The sequence below is a fragment of the Ancylobacter amanitiformis genome (assembly GCF_030814815.1).
Classification (GTDB): domain Bacteria; phylum Pseudomonadota; class Alphaproteobacteria; order Rhizobiales; family Xanthobacteraceae; genus Ancylobacter; species Ancylobacter amanitiformis.
Window position 1 is genome coordinate 290,991 of record NZ_JAUSVR010000003.1, and the last position, 17,817, is coordinate 308,807.

The window sequence follows — 17,817 nt, forward strand, 5'->3', positions numbered from 1 at the left end:
TGCACACATGGTAAGCTGGTGTCCATGGACAACCCCCTCGCGCCCGAACGGCACCGCACGCTGGGCCTGCGCAGGCCCGGCCTGCGCGCTGGGCGGTGGCTCGGCATGGGGCGGATGTGGGCGCGCGGGCTGGTCGATCTCGCGCTGCCCCCGGTCTGCATGGCCTGCCGCGCCGCGGTGGGCGAGCCGGGGTGCCTGTGCGCGCCGTGCTGGAGCCGCATGCGATTCATCGAGCGACCCTATTGTGACCGGCTGGGCATTCCGCTCACGCATGAGTACCGGACGTTCGGCCCGGCCGGGCCGGTGGTGAGCGAGGCCGCGTTCGCCCATCCGCCGGCCTATGGGCGGGCGCGGGCGGTGGCGACCTTCGGCGATGTCTCGCGCGACATGATCCATGCGCTGAAATATGCCGACCGGCTCGATATCGCCGCGCCCATGGCACGGATGATGGCGCGCGCGGGAGAGGACATTCTCGCCGATGCCGGGGCGCTGGTGCCGGTGCCGCTGCATCCGCTGCGGCTGTGGAAGCGCCGCTTCAACCAGTCGATGCTGCTGGCGCGGGGTGTGGCCGGCGTGAGCGGCGTGCCGGTGCGGGCGGGCTGGCTGAGGCGCGCCCGCGCAACCACGCCGCAGGTCGGGCTCGACCGCAGCGCCCGCGCGCAGAATGTCGCCGGCGCCTTCACGGTGCCGGAGGCGATGCGCGCGGAAGTGAGGGGCCGTCGACTGGTGCTGGTCGACGACGTGCTGACCACCGGCGCCACGATCGACGCCTGCGCCAAGGCGCTGATGCGCGCGGGGGCCCAGCGCGTCGATGTGCTGGTATTCGCGCGGGTTGTTGACGGGCGCGATACGCCCATATCATAGGAACATGCGCCGCGCGGCGCGGTGTGAGGCAAACCGATGTCGCAGATCGAGATCTACACCACCTCTAGCTGTCCCTATTGTCATGCCGCCAAGGACCTGCTGAAGCGCAAGGGGGCGACCTTTGCCGAGATCAACGTGACCGGCGATCCCGTCGGGCGCTCGACCATGTCGACCCGCGCCAACGGGCGCACCAGCGTTCCGCAGATCTTCATCGACGGCCGCCATGTCGGCGGCTGCGACGACCTCTATGCCCTTGAGGAGGCCGGCGAACTCGACGGGCTGCTGGGCAGCTGAGCCCGGCCGGGGAGCCGCGCGCCGGCTTCCGCAATCCTCGTCACGCCGCTCCTTACGCACTTTGCGATCCCGACACTCCATCGCCCCTCGTGAAAGGGATGACGCCATGACCAACACCACGCCGGCCTCCAGCCCCCGCCCCCTGCATCTGGGCGCGCCGTTCGTGGCGGGTGTGGTGCAGATGCGCACAGCCAAGAGCGTGGCCGTCAATGTCGAGGCGGCTTCCGCCCTGATCCGCGAGGCGGCAGCGGCCGGGGCGAGCTACATCCAGACGCCGGAAATGACCGGCACGATGGAGGAGGGGCGCGAGGCGCTGTTCGCCATTCTTCACGAGGAAGAGACCGATCCCGCGCTCGCGGCGTTCCGCGCGCTCGCGGCGGAACTCAGGGTGCACCTGCATATCGGCTCGCTGGCGATCCGGGCGAGCGAGCATCGCGCCGCCAACCGCGCTTTCCTCCTCGGGCCGGATGGGGCGATCGCCGCGCGCTACGACAAGATCCACATGTTCGACGTCGACCTGCCCAATGGCGACGTCTATCGCGAATCGGCCGCCTACCGGCCGGGCGAGTTTGCCGTGCTGGCCGACCTGCCGCAGATCCGCCTCGGCCTCACCATCTGCTACGATCTGCGCTTTCCCGCGCTGTTCCGCGCGCTGGCCGAGGCGGGTGCGGGAATGATCGCCGTGCCGGCCGCGTTCACGCAGACCACCGGCGAGGCGCACTGGCATATCCTCTTGCGCGCCCGCGCCATCGAGACCGGCTCCTATGTGCTGGCGGCGGCGCAGGGCGGTACGCATGAGAATGGCCGCCAGACCTTCGGCCACAGCCTCATCATCGATCCCTGGGGCACGATCCTCGCCGAAGCCGGCGCCGAGCCGGGCGTCCTTCTCGCCGAGATCGATCCCGCCAAGGTGCGGGCGGTACGTTCGCGCGTTCCCTCGCTGGAGCACGGGCGGCGCTTCGAACTGGTGGAGCCGCTCGAAGCCGGCCGCCTGCACCTCGTGACGACAGATGGTGCCGCATGATTCTCTACCGGCTGCACTGCGCGCAGGATCATGATTTCGAAAGCTGGTTCCGCGATTCGACCGCCTATGACGGGCAGAAGGCGCGTGGGCTGGTGACGTGCCCGGTCTGCGGCTCGGCGGAGGTCGACAAGGCGATCATGGCGCCCGCGCTGGGGCGCGGCACCCGCAAGCGCGAGGTCGAGGCGGCACCGCCGGCCGATGCGTCTTCCGCTGCCGCTGCCGCGCCGCCCGAGCCGGTGGCTGCCGAGCCCTCCGCCCAGCCGGTCGCCCTGATGTCGGAGCGCGAGCAGCAATTGCGGGCCATGCTGCGGGCGGTGCGCGCGCATGTCACGGCCCATTCCGACTATGTCGGGGATGAATTCGCCCGCCTTGCCCGGCGCATGCACGAGGGCGAGGAGGAGCAGCGTGCCATCCATGGCGAGGCGACGCCCGACGAGGTGCGTGCGCTGGTCGAGGACGAGATCGAGGTGTTGCCGCTGCCCGTGCTGCCCGACGAGCGCAATTGATGCGGCCCGATGGCGGGTGGAGATGGTGATGAGGGCCGTGCTCACAGGATTGGCCGTGCTCGTCCTGCTCGGCGCCGCGCCGATGCTGGCCTCACCGGCGCGTGCCGCGACCAGCGCGGTCACGACGCAGGGCAAGTTCGCGCTCTACGAGGTCATCGGCCATGACCCCTATCGCGGGGCGTGGAAGAAGCTCACCGCCCCGGTCATCAAGTCCGAACGCTGGCTGAAGGGCGGGCACGGCATCTGGTCGCCGGCGCAGATCGTGCAGGTCGATGCCCAGCGCTTCAAGGTGTTCCTGCTGTGCAAGGTGAACGAGTGCGCGAGCACGCGGATCAGCGTCATCTTCGCGCCGGACGGCACCAGGGCCTATGGCGCGCTGCGCACGAGTGCGGGAACGCAGGTGCTGGGTTCGCCGAATGTCGTGATGCACAAGGCCCTGCTGAAGGCGCTGCAGGAATAAAGCGGCGCCGCAGGAACACAAAGGGCCGGGAGAGCGGCCGGGCCGGCCTCAGCCGCCAGCGGGCGCAGAAGCGGCCATGGCCTTCTGGATTTCCGGCAGCAGGCGCTGCTTCACGCCTTCGGCGTCCAGCGGGCCGATGAACTTGTAGGCGATCCGCCCGTCCTTGCCGACGACAAAGGTTTCCGGCACGCCATAGACGCCCCAGTCGATGGCGGCGCGCCCGTTCGGGTCGACGCCCACGGCCGCATAGGGATTGCCGAATCGGCCGAGGAAGCGGCGGGCATTGCCCGCGTCATCCTTGTAGTTGAGACCTACCAGACGGAAGCCCGGCATCTTCGACAGATCGACCAGGAAGGGGTGCTCGTCGCGGCAGGGCACGCACCAGGAGGCGAAGACGTTCAGTACCGTGACGCCGCCTTTCAGCTCCGTCGAGGCGAGGCCCGGAACCGGGGCGCCATCGCGCGACAGGCCCTCCAGCGCGGCGAGGTCGAGCGCGGGCGCCTCCCGGCCGATCAGCGCCGAGGGGATGCGCGCGGGATCGCCCGAGAACAGGCGGCCATAGAACAGCGCGGCCAGCGCGATGAAGGCGATCAGCGGCAACAGCACCAGAAGGCGGCGCCGGCCGGGCCTCTCCGGGGCGGGTTCCGCGCTCATGAGGGGCTTCGCCGTGCCGAGCGGCGACGCACGCCGCGCGCTTCCAGTTCTCCGAGCCGGCGCCGCACGGCTCGCCCCTGGAGCAAGGTGGACAGTGCCAGCGCCGCAAGCGCCAGCGCACTGACCCCATAGGCTGCGAGGATGAAGCCCCCGTGCTCACCCAGCATCAATACGCCCTCTGCACAGCTAACCTACGCATGCGCCGCCTCGGCGGCGGCGCGCGCCTCCAGCGAACGCAGGCGGCGGCGCAAGATCTCGTTGCGCATCGCCGCCATGTGCAGCGCGAGCATGAGAAGGGTGAAGCCCAGCGCGCAGATCATCAGCGGCCAGAGCATGCTCGAATCGATGGTCGATCCCCCCATGCGGAACACCGAGGCCGGCTGGTGCAGCGTGTTCCACCAGTCGACCGAGAACTTGACGATCGGCACGTTGACGAAGCCCACCAGCGTCAGCACCGCCACGGCGCGGCCCGCCTGGCTGGCATCCTCGATGGCCGAGCGCAGCGCCAGCAGGCCGAGATAGAGCAGCAGCAGCACCAGCATGGAGGTGAGCCGGGCATCCCACACCCAGTAGGTGCCCCACATCGGCCTTCCCCATAGCGAGCCGGTGATGAGGCACAGGAAGGCGAATACCGCCCCGATGGGCGCCAGCGCCTTGTGCGAGACATCGGCCAGCGGATGGCGCCACACGAGGATGCCGATCGCCGAAAGCGCCAGCAGCGTGTAGCCGAACATGGCGAGCCACGCGAAGGGCACGTGGATATACATGATCTTCACCGTCTCGCCCTGCTGGTAGTCGGCGGGGGCGCGGAAGGCGAGAAGGAAGCCGATGGCGAGCGCCAGCACGGCGGCGCCGGCGAGCCACGGCAGAACCCGCCCGGAAAGGGCGAGGAAACGGGTGGGGTTGGCAAGGTCCATGAGCGCCATGGGCCGGTTCTAATCCGGCCTTGCAGGCTCGGCAACTCGCCCGGCCTGCGTCACAATGCGGAAGGGGGTCACAGGATGGTCACAAGTGGCGGATTGAAGAGGGCCGACACGATTCGTCAGGGGATTGGAGTACGCATGGCACCGTCGACCGCCGCAAAAATCGCCGGCCTCGCCCTGGGCGGCCTCACCCTTGTCCTGCACGCACCGGCGCAGGCGCGGTCGGAGAATGAGCAGATGATGCTGCTCGAACCTTCCGAGCGAATCGAGCAGCGGTGCAACGCCCGCGCCATGGGCGAAGTGGGGCGCGCCAACAAGGCCATGAGGCCGGATGAACTGGTCGCCTATGCCTATCGCGATCCGGTGGTGAAGGGCTGGCGCATCAAGGCGCCGGGCGCCGCCGTCCGCAGCGGCAACACCTGGTATCACCTGTCCTACGAGTGCGAGACCGAGCATGACGGGCTGGACGTGAAGTCCTTCAGCTACAAGCTCGGCGCGGCCATCCCCACGTCCGAATGGAGCGGCCACTATCTCGTGGGGCAGTGAAGGGCGACGCGCGCGTCGCTGAAGCGCGCTTTATGGACGCGCGCTTCACCGAAATGTGCTTCACCACGATTTGAGCGCGCGCAGGGTCGGCGTCTTCTTGTCGAGGTGGCCGGCCATGCGCCCGAGCAGCCGGTCCAGCAGGTCGATCGCCTCGATCACCGCCGGCCCCTTGTTCAGCATCACGCATTCGGCACGCGCCGCCATGGCGGCATCGGTCATCTCCCCGCGCGAGGGGATGCCGTCGCGCACCAGATCTTCCAGCACCTGGGTCGCCCAGATCGCCGGCACGGCGGCCGCCTCGCAGATCCACAGCAGTTCTTCCTGCATCTCGGCGAGCCGCTCGAAGCCGATTTCCGCCGCGAGGTCGCCACGCGCGATCATCACGCTGAAGGGCCCGCTGCGCGCGGCGCGGGCGATGAGGTCCGGCAGGTTCCGCACCGCCTCCGGCCGCTCGATCTTGGCCATGAGGCCGAGCGGACGGCCGTCCGGGTCGTTGCGCCCGTGGCGGGCGATCGCCGCGTCGAGCAGGTCGAGATCCTCGGCGCGGCTGACAAAGGAATAGCCGAGCATGTCGGCGCACTCGAGCACGGTGGCGAGGTCGGCATCGTCCTTGGTGGTGAGCGGAGAGAGGCCGAGCGTGGTATCGGGCAGGTTGATGCCCTTTTCCGGCTTCAGCCGGGTGCCCTGGGCGCGGGCATGGACGATGCGGATCACCGCCTCGCCATCGCCGACGCTTTCGACCACGCCCGACACCTTGCCGTCGTCATAGAGTACACGATCGCCGACGCGCAGGCGCGTGACGATTTCCGGCAAGGACACGGCGGCGGCGAAATCGACGCCGCTGCCGGTGCGCGGCTCGCCCTCGGCGACGAGGCGCATGAGGTCGCCGGTCATCAGCTTGCCGGAGGGCTTGCCCTTCCTGCTCACCGGCAGCACGGCGCCGGTGCGGATCTTCGGGCCGGCAATGTCCATCAACAGCGTTATGGGGCGCCCCAGCGCCGCGCCGGCGGCCCGCACATGCGCGGCCATGGCGCGCCAGGCCTCGGCATCGTCATGCGCGCAGTTGATGCGGGCGACGTCCATGCCGTGGCGCGCGAGGTTCATCACATAATCCGGGTCGCCCGCGGCCTCGCTCGGCAGCGTCACCATGATGCGCGTGTAGCGACCCGCCGGCTCGGGGCCGAAGCTGGTCGCGCTTGCCGCATCGAGCCGGTCCGCGCCGGCGAAGAAGGTCGCGTCATCCGGGGCGGGGAAGGGGGCCGGGCGGCCGGCGAGGGCGGCAAGCGCGGCGATCACGGCATCCAGCGTCGGCAGCACGCGGCTCTCCAGCCGGCCGAGCGAGGACAGGCCGCGCTGCATCAGCTGGCGCTGCAGGTCGCGCAGATCGTGGTGGCGCAGGCTGAGATAGTGGGCGAGATTGACGAGGGCAGGCTCCTCGCGTTCCGCCGCCGCCGCGAACCGGGCGACGAGCGGCGCGGCGCCCTCAAAGACGGCGGCGCGCAGCGCGAGGACGGCATCGAGCAGCGCGGCGTCGTCGAGTTCGCCCGCCGGGAGGGTGAAGGAAGGTGCCAGATCCTGAACGTTCATCGCCTGAAGGCTCCTGCGCGTGAGAGCGCCAAGCTAGGCAGATGATGTTACGCGCCCGTGACCAGAGCCTTCTTGATATAGGTCATCCAGTATACCCCACGGGCGCAGATGAAGCTCAGTACAGACAAGATTTGACCAGCGCGGACTCGTGTCATTCCGAGCCGGGCGACTGGCCCCGACGGTGGATGACGGCCCGGTGATAGGTGGTGGGCTGGCCGTTGGCGCCGCGATTGCGGTTCACCTGGCCTTCCTGACTTAACCTGTCGAGCGTTTCCTGGATGTCTTTCTGCATGTCCTTCGCATAGGCCTCGGATACCGCCTCGACCGTCAGGCCGCCGCGCGAGCGGCCCACGATCGCCAGTACCCGTTCTTCCAGATCCATGATGCTCTCCCCTGCGTCGTCGTGAATCACGCTAGCATGCCGGGGGCAAGATTTGGGGAGTCCGGCGCGATCGAACAGGCCCCGGCGCGGGGAAAGGCACCCATTTCTTGACTCCGCCGCCGTCCCACGGTAAAGCCCGGCCATCCTCGCATAGTCGCGAGCCGACCCGCCGCCCGGACCTTGAGTCCGGAGGTTAACGCCCGACAGCGCGATGCGCCCTCGGGCGCGTTCGGCATTGCGTGTCTTTCCGCGGGGACATGGAGCTGAGCGAACGCATGTTCGATTCATTGAGCGACCGCCTCGGCGGCATACTCGACCGGCTGAAACGACGCGGCGCCCTCACCGAGGCCGACGTGAACGAGGCCATGCGCGAGGTGCGTCGGGCGCTGATCGAGGCCGACGTGGCGCTCGACGTGGTGCGCTCCTTCACCGATCGGGTGCGCACGCGCGCCGTGGGCGCCGAGGTGATCAAGTCGATCACCCCCGGCCAGATGGTGGTGAAGATCGTTCATGACGAACTCATCGCCATGCTCGGCTCCGACGCCAAGCCGATCGACCTCGATGCCGCCCCGCCGGTTCCGGTGCTGATGGTCGGCCTGCAGGGCTCGGGCAAGACCACCTCCACCGCCAAGATCGCCAAGCGCCTCACCGAGCGGTCGAACCGCAAGGTGCTGATGGCCTCGCTCGACACCCGCCGCCCGGCGGCGATGGAGCAGCTGGCCACGCTCGGCCAGCAGGTCAATGTCGCCACCCTGCCGATCGTCGCCGGCCAGTCCGCCGTGCAGATCGCGCGGCGCGCGATGGAGGCCGCCCGCCTCGGCGGCTACGACGTCGTGATGCTCGACACCGCCGGCCGCGTCACGCTCGACGAGGCGCTGATGGCCGAGGTGGCGGAGGTGAAGGCGGCGACGCAGCCGCATGAAGTGCTGCTCGTCGCCGACAGCCTCACCGGCCAGGACGCCGTGACCACCGCCAAGGCTTTCGACGAGCGCGTCGGCCTCACCGGCATCGTGCTGACCCGTGCCGATGGCGATGGCCGCGGCGGTGCGGCGCTCTCCATGCGCGCCGTCACCGGCAAGCCGATCAAGCTCATCGGCACCGGCGAGAAGATGGACGCGCTGGAGGATTTCGATCCCCGCCGCGTCGCCGGGCGCATTCTCGGCATGGGCGACGTGGTGTCGCTGGTCGAGAAGGCGGTTGAGAATATCGACGCCGAAAAGGCGATGGCCGCCGCCGAGCGCATGCGCAAGGGGCAGTTCGACCTTGAAGACCTGCGCATGCAGCTCGACCAGATGGAAAAGCTCGGCGGTCTCGGCGGGCTGATGGGCATGCTGCCCGGGGTCGGCAAGATGAAGAACCAGCTTGCCGCGTCCGGCATGAATGACGGTGTCATCAAGCGCCAGAAGGCCATCATCGATTCGATGACCCGCAAGGAGCGGCGCAACCCGAAGCTGATGGACGGCTCGCGCCGCAAGCGCATCGCCGCCGGCTCCGGCACCAAGGTGGAAGAGGTCAACCGCCTGATGAAGATGCACCGCCAGATGGCGGACATGATGAAGGCGATGGGCGCCAACGCGGCCGGCAAGCGCGGCGGCCCGATGGCGGGCCTCGCCTCGATGTTCGGCCTCGGCGGGGGCGGCGGCATGGGCGGCATGCCCAGCCCCGAGCAGCTCAAGCAGATGGCCGAGAAGATGCCGGGCGGCGGGGCCTCGGGCCCCGGCGGGTTGCCGAACCTGCCGCCGAATTTCCCCGGCAACATGCCGGGCGGCTTCCCCGGTCTTGGCAAGCCGGGCGGCTTTCCCGGCCTGCCGGGCTTTGGCAAGGGGCCGAAGAAGAAGTGAGCGTTTGAACATCCGTCATCCCGGACGGTGCCTCAAGCGCCGATCCGGGATCGTTCTCCGCCTTGGGCGGCATGCGATCCCGGATCGGCGTTCGTGACGCCTTCGTCATCCGGGATGACGGCCGACACCGAAAAACAGAACAGACACACTGAAAGGAAGACCCATGTCCCTCAAGATTCGTCTCGCCCGTGGCGGCGCCAAGAAGCGTCCCTATTACCGCATCGTCGTCGCCGATTCGCGCTCCCCGCGCGATGGCCGCTTCATCGAGAAGATCGGCACCTTCGATCCGCTGAAGCCCAAGGACGCCGCCGACCGCTTCACCCTCGACGTGGAGAAGGCCAAGGCCTGGCTCGCCAAGGGCGCCCAGCCGACCGACCGCGTCGCCCGCTTCCTTGACAGCCTCGAACTGGTCAAGCGCGCCGCCCGCAACAACCCGGAGAAGGCCGTTCCCGGCAAGAAGGCGCAGGAGCGCGCCGCCGAAGCCGCCAAGGCCGCTGAAGCCGCCGCCGCGGCTGCTGCCTCCGCCGAGTGAGGCTTTCGTCACCTCTCCCCATCGGGGAGAGGTCGGCCCTCCGGGCCGGGTGAGGGGGTCTTGCCTGCCCATCCGGCGACAGGCCCCTCACCCCGACCCTCTCCCCGTCGGGGAGAGGGAGCACGCAGCGCTGGACCCTGCCCATGCCGAACGACCTCGTCATGCTCGCCCGCATCGGCGCCCCGCACGGGGTGAGGGGCGAGGTGCGGCTGTTCATCTTCGCGCAGAATCCCGATGCGCTCGGCGAATACGGCCCGCTCTCCGACGAAGGCGGCACGCGCACCTTCCGCATCAGGACGATGCGGCCCGCGAAGGAGCATTTCGTCGCCCGCATCGAGGGCGTCGACACGCGCGAGCAGGCCGAAGCGCTGACCAATACCGGCCTTTATGTCGCGCGCAGCCTGCTGCCTCCGCCCGATGACGCGGACGATTTCTACCATTCCGATCTCATCGGGCTCAAAGCGGTGACGCCGGAGGGCGCGCCCTTCGGCAAGGTCGCGGCGGTGCATGATTTCGGCGCCGGCGATATTCTGGAGATCGTGCCCGAGGGCGGCGGCAAGACCGTGATGCTGCCCTTTACCCGCGCGGTGGTGCCGAGCGTGGACGTGAAGGGCGGGCTCGTCGTGGTCGATGCCGGCGAATGGGCGCGCGAGGAGGCCCCGCCTCCCGAGGCGGACCAGAGCTAGGCGCGGCACATGTGGCGCGCCTCGGTTCTCACCATTTTTCCCGAGATGTTCCCCGGCCCGCTCGGCGTCTCGCTTGCCGGGCGCGCGCTCGGGCAGGGCGCTTGGGGGCTTGAGACCGTCGACCCGCGCCTGCACGCCACCGACCGCCACCGCTCGGTGGACGACACCCCGGCCGGCGGCGGGCCGGGCATGGTGATGCGCGTGGATGTGCTGGCCCGCGCGGTCGACGCTGCGGCGCCCGAGGGCGATGCCCGTCCGCGCCTTCTCATGACCCCGCGCGGTGCCCCGCTGACGCAGGCCCGCGTGCGCGATCTGGCGGCGGGGGAGGGGGTCGTCCTTGTCTGCGGCCGCTTCGAGGGTGTCGACGACCGGCTGGTCGCGGCGCGCGGGCTGGAAGAGGTCTCGGTCGGCGACGTGGTGCTCTCCGGGGGGGAGATTGGCGCGCTGGTGCTGCTCGACGCCTGCGTGCGCCTGCTGCCCGGGGTGATGGGGCACCCCGAATCCGGCACCGAGGAGAGTTTTTCGGCCGGGCTGCTGGAATATCCGCAATATACGAGGCCGCAGAGCTTCGAGGGGATGGAGATCCCCGCCATCCTCACCTCGGGCGATCACGCGAAGGTGGCCCGCTGGCGCCGTGAGCAGGCGGAAGCGGTGACGCGGGCGCGGCGGCCGGACCTGTGGGCGGCCCATGCCGCCGCGCATGACCGTTCTGCGACGAAGAAGGCATGACAAGCGGCCCGACTTCGCGTATAGGGCGCGCCATCACTACCAACTGACAACAGCAAGATGCGAACGGCAAAGGCCGATTTCGCCTGAGGTGATAAAATGGTCGATATTATCCGCGAGCTCGACATCGAGCAGGCTGCCAAGCTTTCCGAAATCCGGGCCATTCCCGATTTCCAGCCGGGCGACACCGTCATCGTCAACGTGAAGGTGAAGGAAGGCGAGCGCACCCGCGTTCAGGCCTATGAAGGCGTCGTGATCGCGCGCTCCGGCGGCGGCATCAACGAGAACTTCACCGTCCGCAAGATTTCCTATGGCGAGGGTGTCGAGCGCGTTTTCCCGCTCTTCTCGCCGAACATCGACAGCCTGAAGGTTGTCCGTCGCGGCAAGGTGCGCCGCGCCAAGCTCTATTACCTGCGCGATCGTCGCGGCAAGGCCGCCCGCATCACCGAGCGCCAGGACAAGAACGCCGCCAGCCGCAAGAAGGGCGCGCCGGTCGCCGCCGAGTGATCTCCGTTTTCTGACATGGCTGACGACAAGGCCGGGGCATGCCCCGGCCTTTTGTTTGTCGGGACGCCCCCGCGAGGGGCGCGTGGCGGGGGCGTGGCGGCGGCGCGCGCGCCTTCAGCAATCCTTGATGTGTCGCACGCGGGTATTGGTCTGCTGCTCGACAATCAGCGTGCCATCGCCGAGGAAAGCCGCCTGCATCACGGTGGCAAAGTCGGGCTTGCGCAGCGGGCAGGTGATGAGCTGGGTCTCGCGGGCGACAGGTTTCGCCTGCACCGTCACCTCAACCCGATTGCGGTTTTCAACCGAAGCAACGAGCGCGCCGATGGCGGCCAGAATCAGGGCGATATCGGTTGCGCGCATGTGCGGCTCCAGAATTGATGGAGCAGCGTAACGCAGCGTCATCTATTGCGCTACATATCAATGACGCAGCGGCATTTGTGGAAATCACGGCCGAAATCTGCGGTCACTACTCAATAATACATTATTTCAGCATGACGGGCGCGTGCTTGCGGAAGCGCGCGGGTGTTCCCATCTGACGGGTCGGTATCCGTGCGTCTCTGGCCGCGACGGATTGCCGCCCGATTGTTCGCGGCGGTGAGACTTGCTAGAAGAGTTCCATGATCAGCATGCCGGACATCAAGGCAGGGGCGAGCCGGGACGCGGAGCATTCCGCGGCTTGCGGCGGCGTGCGTCCGGAAGTCCGCCGTCGCCTGCCGACCACCATCGGCTTTGCCGCCGTGCCGGACCATGTCCGCCTGCCGTCGCGCTTTTTCGGCCGCTTCACCGCCAGCGCGGTCGCGGGGCTTAGCTGAGCGCGGTCCGGGGCGATCACGCCCCCGGCCGCGCGTGCGAGCCAGGTGATTGCCAACCTGACGGCTTGCGAGCCCCGTCATGACACCCTCCTTCAAGAGACGCCGACATGAGCACGTCTGCCCCCCGTACCCTGTACGACAAGATTTTCGAGGACCACGTTGTTGAACGGCAGGAAGACGGCACCTGCCTGCTCTATATCGACCGCCATCTCGTGCATGAGGTGACGAGCCCGCAGGCCTTCGAGGGGCTGCGCCTCGCCGGACGCCGCGTGCACGCGCCCACCAAGACGCTGGCCGTGGTCGACCACAACGTGCCCACCACCGACCGCCGTTTCGGCATCGACGATCCCGAAAGCCGTACCCAGGTCGAGACGCTGGCCGAGAACGCGCGCGATTTCGGCATCGAGTATTTCAACGAGCTCGACCGGCGCCAGGGCATCGTCCACGTCATCGGCCCGGAGCAGGGCTTCACCCTGCCGGGCACGACCATCGTGTGCGGCGACAGCCACACCTCGACGCATGGCGCGTTCGGCGCGCTCGCGCAGGGCATCGGCACGTCGGAGGTCGAGCACGTGCTGGCCACCCAGACGCTGATCCAGCGCAAGGCGCGGAACATGCGCGTCAGCGTCGACGGCACGCTGCCCGAGGGCGTGACCGCCAAGGACGTGACGCTCGCCATCATCGGCGCCACCGGCACCGCGGGCGGCACCGGCCATGTCATCGAATATTCCGGCGAGGTGTTTCGCAACCTGACGATGGAAGGCCGCATGACGGTCTGCAACATGTCCATCGAGGGCGGCGCGCGGGCCGGCATGATCGCGCCCGACGAGACCACCTATGCCTATGTGAAGGACCGCCCGCGCGCGCCGAAGGGTGCGGCCTGGGACGCCGCGCTGCGCTATTGGGACACGCTGCGCACGGATGACGGCGCGTTCTTCGACAAGGAAATCCGGCTCGACGGCTCGGCTCTGCCGCCCATCGTCTCCTGGGGCACCAGCCCGGAGGATGTCATCTCGGTCGAGGGGCTGGTTCCCGATCCCGAACTGATCGAGGACGAGGGCCGGCGCGACGCCAAGAAGCGGGCGCTCGCCTATATGGGGCTGACGCCGGGGACGAAGATTACCGACATCACCATCGACAAGGTGTTCATCGGCTCCTGCACCAATGCCCGCATCGAGGATCTGCGCGCGGCGGCGAAGGTGATCGCCGGGCACACGGTGCGCGAGGGCGTGTCGGGGATGGTGGTTCCCGGCTCCGGCCTGGTGAAGCTGCAGGCCGAGGCGGAGGGGCTGGACGCCATCTTCCGGGCGGCGGGCTTCGACTGGCGCGAGCCGGGCTGCTCCATGTGCCTGGGCATGAATGCCGACAAGATCGGCCCCGGGCAGCGCTGCGCCTCCACCTCGAACCGCAATTTCGAGGGGCGGCAGGGCCACAAGGCGCGCACGCATCTCGTCTCGCCGGCCATGGCGGCGGCGGCGGCCATTGCCGGCCGCTTCGTCGACATCCGCCAGTGGCCCTATTCGAACTGATCGAATGGACGCGGCCCGGCTCCTCGCGGGGCCGGGCCGCGTCGCGTTGCTCAGCCGCAGCTGTCCTCGCGGGCATAGTGGTAATGCCCGCGCGTTCCGAGCTTCACGACCCGGTCGAAGCAGTTCGGCCCGACGTCGTCGCGAAACACGTCGTCGCGAAACACGTCATAGGGTGCAAAGGCGTAGCCCGAGCGGAAGAGCGGAAAGCCGTAATGGCCGGGAACGCCGTGGAAGGCCTCGTGGACATGAAGGGCGTGGGGCAGGAAGAGCGGGCTGCCATAGCCCTCCGCGTGGAACGCCGGGGCGGCACGGAATCCACCGTGGAATTCGCCGCCGCCCAGGTGCTCGCCGAAACCCCCGCCCATATGGCCGCCTCCGAAATGGCCGCCACCGCCGCCGAAACCATGCGCGGAAGCCGCGCCGGCACCGACACTGACGAGAGACAGCGCGAGAAGCCCGGCCTTCAGCGCGCCGGCTGCGCGAGACGTGATTGTAGTCATCATCGTCGTCCTTCAGTAACTTCAGCAGGACGTCGCCCACGGGGCAGGTGGGGATGTCGGGGCCGGCCGCCAGCCCTTCTGACGCAGCGTGACGGGTGGAGAAACATGCGAATTGGAAAGAGGATGGCATGAGCCGCTCGCCCTTCGAGCCTTCGCCGGATGACGACCCCATGGAAATGTGGGGCCGGCGGATCGGCCGTGGGCTGGCGATCGTGGCGTGCCTCGTGCTGGCCTATTACCTCCTGACGACCTATGTCCGGCTGCCGGGATGAGGAACGGTGGCCCCGGGGCCGCGCGGCGCGGTGAGCCTGTGGGACGCCGATGACACAATGCGAGATCGGCGTTCCCGCGCGGGTGCTCGCGGGCCATTCCATCTGTCACATTTTTGGAGGGCTCGGGTTTTATACCGCCTTCCACGGGCGCAATGTCGATGCGTTTTCCGTCCGCACCGGGATGCGCCGGAGTTTCGCCGCGAAGACGTGATGCTGTGTCGGCGCCAGCAACAGGGGCGGCCGGCAGAACATGCTTACAATCCGATCGGCGGAATCGTCCGACAGGCAGGCGCTCGCGTCTTTTCTGGCGCAGAATTTCCTGTCCGAGCCCAGCATGCGGGCCATTTTCGCCGTACCCGCAGGTTTGCCGCCCGGAGCTTTGCCGTTCGGCGCCTTGCAGGTCTGGTTCGTGGCCGCGCTCTCGGTGTGGACAAGTGGAGCCCCCAACCAGGCCATAATCGCGCAGCAGGACGACCGGATCGTCGGCGCCATCATCTTGTCGGGCCGCGAAAAGCTGAGTCTCGCCGTTGCCTGGGGCTGGTTCTGGACGATCTGCTTGGGCTGCGGGCTGAAGGTGGTGTTTCGATCGCTGATGGCCGAATGGCAGCGCCGGGATAGCTGGCCCAGGAACAAGCCCATCATCATCGAATTCGTCGCCATTCTGGCGGAGCATCGAGGTCGCGGGATCGCCTCGGAACTCTTCGCCGAGGCCCATAAGCAGGGCACGGAATTCTGGCTGGAAACCACGCTGGACCAGAATATTGGCATATTCGAGCGTATCGGCTACCGGGTCGTCTCGGATCATTCGGCGCTCGGCTGCCGCCATTTCGCGATGATGTTCAGCAAGAACTGATGAGCGGAGCCCCGATTCGCGCGGGCCCGCCGAGGACAATCCCCAACAGGCGGAGGCTGGACGGATGAGCGCTGACGGAGGACGGCCGGCGGCCGAGTGGCTGAAGCTGAGCGCGCCGACACTGGCCGAAATGGAGGCGATGGCGCTGGACGCCTATGCGCGGCTGCCCGAGGCCTTCCGCGCCATGTGCGGCAATCTCGTCGTGCGGGTGGAGGATTTCCCCACCGACGACGTGCTGGAGGAGATGGAGGCGGAAACACCGTTCGACCTGCTCGGCCTGTTCCAGGGCATCGGCCTCGCGCAGGGCTATGAGCGGGTGACGGGCACGCTGCCAAACATGATCTTCCTCTACCGCCGGCCCATTCTCGACTACTGGGCCGAGCACGAGGACACGCTGGGCGATGTCGTGACCCATGTGCTGGTGCATGAGATCGGCCATCATTTCGGGCTGTCGGACGAGGACATGGAGCGGCTGGAGGAGCAGGCGGATACGTAGGCCACCCGATTGGCAAGGGCGCGTCGTCCTGATTAGAATAAATCTAACCTAGGAGACGCGTGTCATGTCGCTATCGACGGCCTCATCGTCGCTCACCCCGCACTACCCCCTGTCGCTGCGTGCGCTGCACTGGCTGACCGTTCTGGCGATCATCGTCGTGTACGGCGTGACATATGCCGAACCGCTCTTCGAGCGCGGTTCGCTGGGGCGCACGCTGCTGTGGTGGACGCATATATCGGTGGGATTGCTCGTCCTCGCCTTCGTCGTGCTGCGCTTCGTGTTTCGCGCGGTGGGGCCGGTTCCCCCGCCCTCGGTGGCGCTGTCGCGGCTGGTTCACCTCGCTTCGGTCGCGGTTCACGTGCTGCTCTACGCGCTGCTCGTCGTCACACCGCTCGTGGGCATCTATCTCGCCTTCCTGCGCGGCAACGAGGTGTCGTTCTTCAGCCTGTTCACGATTGCCTCGCCCATCCCGGTCGATCGCACGGCAGCGCGGGAGGTGCAGGAAATTCACGAATGGCTGGCCAATGGGCTGGTCCTGCTCGCGCTGGCCCATGCGCTGGCGGCCTTCGCGCACCATTTCGTGCTCAAGGACGACGTGCTGCGCCGCATGTTGCCCCGGCACTGATGCAGGGAAAGCTGGGCATCGGGTCGGCGCGTTGATATTGAGGGCGGGAAAATCTCCGGGACCGGCCATGGGCCCGGCTCCCGGACCGGAAGAGGATGTTGGCCGTGGACAAGTTCACCACCCTGAGCGGCATCGCCGCGCCGCTGCATCTGGTCAATGTCGATACCGACATGATCATCCCCAAGCAGTACCTGAAGACCATCAAGCGCACGGGGCTCGGCACCGGCCTGTTCTCCGAGCTGCGCTACAAGGATGACGGCTCGGACAATCCCGATTTCGTGCTGAACAAGCCGGCCTACAAGGGCGCCTCGATCCTCGTCGCCGGCGACAATTTCGGCTGCGGGTCCTCGCGCGAGCACGCACCCTGGGCGCTGCTCGATTTCGGCATTCGCTGCGTGATTTCCACGTCCTTCGCCGACATCTTCTACAATAACTGCTTCAAGAACGGCATCCTGCCGATCGTGGTGACGCCGGAGCAGCTCGCCGCCCTGTTCGACGATGCCGAGCGTGGCGCCAATGCCCGCGTCACCGTCGATCTGGAGAGCCAGACCATTTCCGGCCCGGATGGCGGCACCATCCATTTCGACCTCGACCCGTTCCGCAAGCACTGCCTGCTGAACGGGCTGGACGATATCGGCCTCACCCAGGTGAAGGCGGACAAGATCAAGACCTATGAGGCCCAGCTCGCCGAGGATCGTCCGTGGGCGTGAGCCGGCGGCCGTGACGAGCGCGAGAAACATCCGCCCATGAGCACGCGTCGCCTGATTTCCTCCGGCTCGTCCTTCGAGGCGATTGCCGGCTATTCCCGCGCGGTGGTGGACGGGGACGACATCTTCGTCTCCGGCACGACAGGCTATGATTACGCGGCGATGGAACTGCCCGAGGATCTTCTCGCGCAGACCCATGGCTGTTTCCGCAACATCGCGAGCGCGCTCGGCGAGGCGGGGGGCTCCCTCGATGACGTGGTGCGCGTGCGCTACATCGTGACGCGGGCGGAATATGCCGACGAGGTGTTCCCGATCTTCGGCCAGTATTTCGGCACGGCGCGCCCGGCGGCCACGCTGATCGTCGCCGGCCTGCTGCAGCCGGAGATGAAGATCGAGATCGAGGTGACGGCGCGCCGGCGCCGCTAGCAACGGTCCCTCAGTCCACCCGCCGGACGGGGGGGGAATGTCGTGATTCGCGCGCGTGTCGGTGC

26 protein-coding genes are annotated in these 17,817 nt (G+C 68.0%); 19 read left to right on the plus strand and 7 right to left on the minus strand.

Annotation, left to right across the window (positions count from 1 at the left end):
* The first annotated feature begins 24 nt into the window (after window positions 1-24).
* From QOZ99_RS06755 to QOZ99_RS06775, 5 genes are all read left to right on the plus strand, one after another.
* Window positions 25-864, plus strand: a complete 840-nt coding sequence (locus QOZ99_RS06755) for a ComF family protein (RefSeq protein WP_306889213.1) — start codon at window positions 25-27, stop codon at window positions 862-864.
* A 36-nt stretch (window positions 865-900) separates the two neighbouring features.
* Window positions 901-1,158: a glutaredoxin 3 gene (gene grxC / locus QOZ99_RS06760; protein ID WP_183190426.1), complete on the plus strand. Its 258-nt coding sequence runs from the start codon at window positions 901-903 to the stop codon at window positions 1,156-1,158.
* Between the two features lie 106 nt (window positions 1,159-1,264).
* Complete coding sequence (locus QOZ99_RS06765) at window positions 1,265-2,182, plus strand: carbon-nitrogen hydrolase family protein (RefSeq protein WP_306889214.1); 918 nt, start codon at window positions 1,265-1,267, stop codon at window positions 2,180-2,182.
* Window positions 2,179-2,688: a DUF1178 family protein gene (locus QOZ99_RS06770; protein WP_306889215.1), complete on the plus strand. Its 510-nt coding sequence runs from the start codon at window positions 2,179-2,181 to the stop codon at window positions 2,686-2,688. Before QOZ99_RS06765 ends, QOZ99_RS06770 begins: the two co-directional genes overlap by 4 nt.
* Window positions 2,689-2,716: 28 nt before the next feature.
* The gene (locus tag QOZ99_RS06775) at window positions 2,717-3,148 is read left to right on the plus strand and encodes an Ivy family c-type lysozyme inhibitor (protein ID WP_306889216.1); all 432 of its coding nucleotides are present in this window, start codon (window positions 2,717-2,719) and stop codon (window positions 3,146-3,148) included.
* Window positions 3,149-3,196: 48 nt separating this feature from the next.
* Here the strand turns inward: QOZ99_RS06775 and QOZ99_RS06780 are convergent, their stop codons facing one another.
* From QOZ99_RS06780 to QOZ99_RS06790, 3 genes are read right to left on the minus strand one after another with little or no spacing between them, the layout of a single operon-like run.
* A complete protein-coding gene (locus QOZ99_RS06780; protein ID WP_306889217.1) occupies window positions 3,197-3,802 on the minus strand; it encodes a DsbE family thiol:disulfide interchange protein in 606 nt (201 codons plus the stop codon).
* A complete protein-coding gene (gene ccmD / locus QOZ99_RS06785; RefSeq protein ID WP_306889218.1) occupies window positions 3,799-3,969 on the minus strand; it encodes a heme exporter protein CcmD in 171 nt (56 codons plus the stop codon). The genes QOZ99_RS06780 and ccmD overlap by 4 nt, the downstream gene beginning before the upstream one ends.
* A gap of 24 nt (window positions 3,970-3,993) precedes the next feature.
* Window positions 3,994-4,728 (minus strand): heme ABC transporter permease, encoded by a 735-nt coding sequence (locus QOZ99_RS06790; RefSeq protein ID WP_306889219.1) that lies wholly within the window; start codon window positions 4,726-4,728, stop codon window positions 3,994-3,996.
* Between the two features lie 135 nt (window positions 4,729-4,863).
* On the opposite strand from QOZ99_RS06790, the gene QOZ99_RS06795 reads away from it, so the two are divergent.
* Entirely contained in the window at window positions 4,864-5,271 is a 408-nt protein-coding gene (locus tag QOZ99_RS06795; RefSeq protein WP_306889220.1) for a DUF930 domain-containing protein, read from the plus strand.
* A 60-nt stretch (window positions 5,272-5,331) separates the two neighbouring features.
* Here the strand turns inward: QOZ99_RS06795 and QOZ99_RS06800 are convergent, their stop codons facing one another.
* Both QOZ99_RS06800 and QOZ99_RS06805 read right to left on the minus strand, forming a co-directional pair.
* On the minus strand, window positions 5,332-6,858 hold the full coding sequence (locus tag QOZ99_RS06800) for a pyruvate kinase (protein WP_306889221.1): 1,527 nt from the start codon (window positions 6,856-6,858) through the stop codon (window positions 5,332-5,334).
* 151 nt (window positions 6,859-7,009) lie between these two features.
* Window positions 7,010-7,240, minus strand: a complete 231-nt coding sequence (locus QOZ99_RS06805; RefSeq protein WP_306889222.1) for a hypothetical protein — start codon at window positions 7,238-7,240, stop codon at window positions 7,010-7,012.
* Window positions 7,241-7,515: 275 nt separating this feature from the next.
* Here QOZ99_RS06805 and ffh point away from each other — a divergent pair, with 275 nt between their 5' ends.
* The 5 genes from ffh to rplS all read left to right on the plus strand — a co-directional run bounded on the left by ffh (window position 7,516) and on the right by rplS (window position 11,532).
* Window positions 7,516-9,081, plus strand: a complete 1,566-nt coding sequence (gene ffh, locus QOZ99_RS06810) for a signal recognition particle protein (RefSeq protein WP_306889223.1) — start codon at window positions 7,516-7,518, stop codon at window positions 9,079-9,081.
* A gap of 163 nt (window positions 9,082-9,244) precedes the next feature.
* Complete coding sequence (gene rpsP, locus QOZ99_RS06815; RefSeq protein ID WP_183190416.1) at window positions 9,245-9,613, plus strand: 30S ribosomal protein S16; 369 nt, start codon at window positions 9,245-9,247, stop codon at window positions 9,611-9,613.
* Window positions 9,614-9,756: 143 nt separating this feature from the next.
* Complete coding sequence (gene rimM / locus QOZ99_RS06820; RefSeq protein ID WP_306889224.1) at window positions 9,757-10,299, plus strand: ribosome maturation factor RimM; 543 nt, start codon at window positions 9,757-9,759, stop codon at window positions 10,297-10,299.
* Between the two features lie 9 nt (window positions 10,300-10,308).
* A complete protein-coding gene (gene trmD, locus QOZ99_RS06825; RefSeq protein WP_306889225.1) occupies window positions 10,309-11,028 on the plus strand; it encodes a tRNA (guanosine(37)-N1)-methyltransferase TrmD in 720 nt (239 codons plus the stop codon).
* A gap of 96 nt (window positions 11,029-11,124) precedes the next feature.
* Complete coding sequence (rplS, locus tag QOZ99_RS06830; protein ID WP_306889226.1) at window positions 11,125-11,532, plus strand: 50S ribosomal protein L19; 408 nt, start codon at window positions 11,125-11,127, stop codon at window positions 11,530-11,532.
* Window positions 11,533-11,646: 114 nt separating this feature from the next.
* On the opposite strand, the gene QOZ99_RS06835 is transcribed toward rplS, so the two are convergent.
* Complete coding sequence (locus tag QOZ99_RS06835) at window positions 11,647-11,934, minus strand: hypothetical protein (RefSeq protein WP_306889227.1); 288 nt, start codon at window positions 11,932-11,934, stop codon at window positions 11,647-11,649.
* A 215-nt stretch (window positions 11,935-12,149) separates the two neighbouring features.
* Here QOZ99_RS06835 and QOZ99_RS06840 point away from each other — a divergent pair, with 215 nt between their 5' ends.
* Both QOZ99_RS06840 and leuC read left to right on the plus strand, forming a co-directional pair.
* The gene (locus QOZ99_RS06840) at window positions 12,150-12,344 is read left to right on the plus strand and encodes a hypothetical protein (protein WP_246340155.1); all 195 of its coding nucleotides are present in this window, start codon (window positions 12,150-12,152) and stop codon (window positions 12,342-12,344) included.
* Between the two features lie 107 nt (window positions 12,345-12,451).
* Complete coding sequence (gene leuC, locus QOZ99_RS06845) at window positions 12,452-13,873, plus strand: 3-isopropylmalate dehydratase large subunit (RefSeq protein ID WP_306889228.1); 1,422 nt, start codon at window positions 12,452-12,454, stop codon at window positions 13,871-13,873.
* Between the two features lie 50 nt (window positions 13,874-13,923).
* On the opposite strand, the gene QOZ99_RS06850 is transcribed toward leuC, so the two are convergent.
* Window positions 13,924-14,376 carry a hypothetical protein gene (locus QOZ99_RS06850; RefSeq protein ID WP_306889229.1) on the minus strand — a complete coding sequence of 151 codons (453 nt, stop codon included), beginning with the start codon at window positions 14,374-14,376 and terminating at the stop codon, window positions 13,924-13,926.
* A 125-nt stretch (window positions 14,377-14,501) separates the two neighbouring features.
* Between QOZ99_RS06850 and QOZ99_RS06855 the strand changes: the two genes are divergently transcribed.
* The 6 genes from QOZ99_RS06855 to QOZ99_RS06880 all read left to right on the plus strand — a co-directional run bounded on the left by QOZ99_RS06855 (window position 14,502) and on the right by QOZ99_RS06880 (window position 17,752).
* Window positions 14,502-14,645 (plus strand): hypothetical protein, encoded by a 144-nt coding sequence (locus tag QOZ99_RS06855; RefSeq protein WP_306889230.1) that lies wholly within the window; start codon window positions 14,502-14,504, stop codon window positions 14,643-14,645.
* 334 nt (window positions 14,646-14,979) lie between these two features.
* Window positions 14,980-15,498, plus strand: a complete 519-nt coding sequence (locus QOZ99_RS06860) for a GNAT family N-acetyltransferase (RefSeq protein ID WP_306889231.1) — start codon at window positions 14,980-14,982, stop codon at window positions 15,496-15,498.
* Between the two features lie 64 nt (window positions 15,499-15,562).
* Complete coding sequence (locus QOZ99_RS06865) at window positions 15,563-15,994, plus strand: metallopeptidase family protein (protein ID WP_306889232.1); 432 nt, start codon at window positions 15,563-15,565, stop codon at window positions 15,992-15,994.
* 64 nt (window positions 15,995-16,058) lie between these two features.
* Window positions 16,059-16,619: a cytochrome b gene (locus tag QOZ99_RS06870; RefSeq protein WP_306889233.1), complete on the plus strand. Its 561-nt coding sequence runs from the start codon at window positions 16,059-16,061 to the stop codon at window positions 16,617-16,619.
* A gap of 104 nt (window positions 16,620-16,723) precedes the next feature.
* A complete protein-coding gene (gene leuD, locus QOZ99_RS06875) occupies window positions 16,724-17,329 on the plus strand; it encodes a 3-isopropylmalate dehydratase small subunit (RefSeq protein ID WP_306889234.1) in 606 nt (201 codons plus the stop codon).
* Between the two features lie 36 nt (window positions 17,330-17,365).
* Window positions 17,366-17,752 carry a RidA family protein gene (locus tag QOZ99_RS06880; protein ID WP_306889235.1) on the plus strand — a complete coding sequence of 129 codons (387 nt, stop codon included), beginning with the start codon at window positions 17,366-17,368 and terminating at the stop codon, window positions 17,750-17,752.
* Window positions 17,753-17,817 lie beyond the last annotated feature (65 nt).

Bases quoted from the DNA above. Each gene is read 5' to 3' on its own strand.
- QOZ99_RS06855 (WP_306889230.1), top strand. From the start codon at position 14,502: ATGAGCCGCTCGCCCTTCGAGCCTTCGCCGGATGACGACCCCATGGAA.
- grxC (WP_183190426.1), top strand. From the start codon at position 901: ATGTCGCAGATCGAGATCTACACCACCTCTAGCTGTCCCTATTGTCAT.
- rpsP (WP_183190416.1), top strand. From the start codon at position 9,245: ATGTCCCTCAAGATTCGTCTCGCCCGTGGCGGCGCCAAGAAGCGTCCC.
- QOZ99_RS06790 (WP_306889219.1), bottom strand. From the start codon at position 4,728: ATGGCGCTCATGGACCTTGCCAACCCCACCCGTTTCCTCGCCCTTTCC.
- ffh (WP_306889223.1), top strand. From the start codon at position 7,516: ATGTTCGATTCATTGAGCGACCGCCTCGGCGGCATACTCGACCGGCTG.
- QOZ99_RS06865 (WP_306889232.1), top strand. From the start codon at position 15,563: ATGAGCGCTGACGGAGGACGGCCGGCGGCCGAGTGGCTGAAGCTGAGC.
- QOZ99_RS06765 (WP_306889214.1), top strand. From the start codon at position 1,265: ATGACCAACACCACGCCGGCCTCCAGCCCCCGCCCCCTGCATCTGGGC.
- QOZ99_RS06835 (WP_306889227.1), bottom strand. From the start codon at position 11,934: ATGACGCTGCGTTACGCTGCTCCATCAATTCTGGAGCCGCACATGCGC.
- QOZ99_RS06800 (WP_306889221.1), bottom strand. From the start codon at position 6,858: ATGAACGTTCAGGATCTGGCACCTTCCTTCACCCTCCCGGCGGGCGAA.
- QOZ99_RS06860 (WP_306889231.1), top strand. From the start codon at position 14,980: ATGCGGGCCATTTTCGCCGTACCCGCAGGTTTGCCGCCCGGAGCTTTG.
- trmD (WP_306889225.1), top strand. From the start codon at position 10,309: ATGTGGCGCGCCTCGGTTCTCACCATTTTTCCCGAGATGTTCCCCGGC.
- QOZ99_RS06770 (WP_306889215.1), top strand. From the start codon at position 2,179: ATGATTCTCTACCGGCTGCACTGCGCGCAGGATCATGATTTCGAAAGC.
- QOZ99_RS06795 (WP_306889220.1), top strand. From the start codon at position 4,864: ATGGCACCGTCGACCGCCGCAAAAATCGCCGGCCTCGCCCTGGGCGGC.
- rplS (WP_306889226.1), top strand. From the start codon at position 11,125: ATGGTCGATATTATCCGCGAGCTCGACATCGAGCAGGCTGCCAAGCTT.
- QOZ99_RS06775 (WP_306889216.1), top strand. From the start codon at position 2,717: ATGAGGGCCGTGCTCACAGGATTGGCCGTGCTCGTCCTGCTCGGCGCC.
- ccmD (WP_306889218.1), bottom strand. From the start codon at position 3,969: ATGCTGGGTGAGCACGGGGGCTTCATCCTCGCAGCCTATGGGGTCAGT.
- QOZ99_RS06870 (WP_306889233.1), top strand. From the start codon at position 16,059: ATGTCGCTATCGACGGCCTCATCGTCGCTCACCCCGCACTACCCCCTG.
- QOZ99_RS06780 (WP_306889217.1), bottom strand. From the start codon at position 3,802: ATGAGCGCGGAACCCGCCCCGGAGAGGCCCGGCCGGCGCCGCCTTCTG.
- QOZ99_RS06805 (WP_306889222.1), bottom strand. From the start codon at position 7,240: ATGGATCTGGAAGAACGGGTACTGGCGATCGTGGGCCGCTCGCGCGGC.
- QOZ99_RS06880 (WP_306889235.1), top strand. From the start codon at position 17,366: ATGAGCACGCGTCGCCTGATTTCCTCCGGCTCGTCCTTCGAGGCGATT.
- rimM (WP_306889224.1), top strand. From the start codon at position 9,757: ATGCCGAACGACCTCGTCATGCTCGCCCGCATCGGCGCCCCGCACGGG.
- QOZ99_RS06840 (WP_246340155.1), top strand. From the start codon at position 12,150: ATGATCAGCATGCCGGACATCAAGGCAGGGGCGAGCCGGGACGCGGAG.
- QOZ99_RS06850 (WP_306889229.1), bottom strand. From the start codon at position 14,376: ATGATGACTACAATCACGTCTCGCGCAGCCGGCGCGCTGAAGGCCGGG.
- leuC (WP_306889228.1), top strand. From the start codon at position 12,452: ATGAGCACGTCTGCCCCCCGTACCCTGTACGACAAGATTTTCGAGGAC.
- QOZ99_RS06755 (WP_306889213.1), top strand. From the start codon at position 25: ATGGACAACCCCCTCGCGCCCGAACGGCACCGCACGCTGGGCCTGCGC.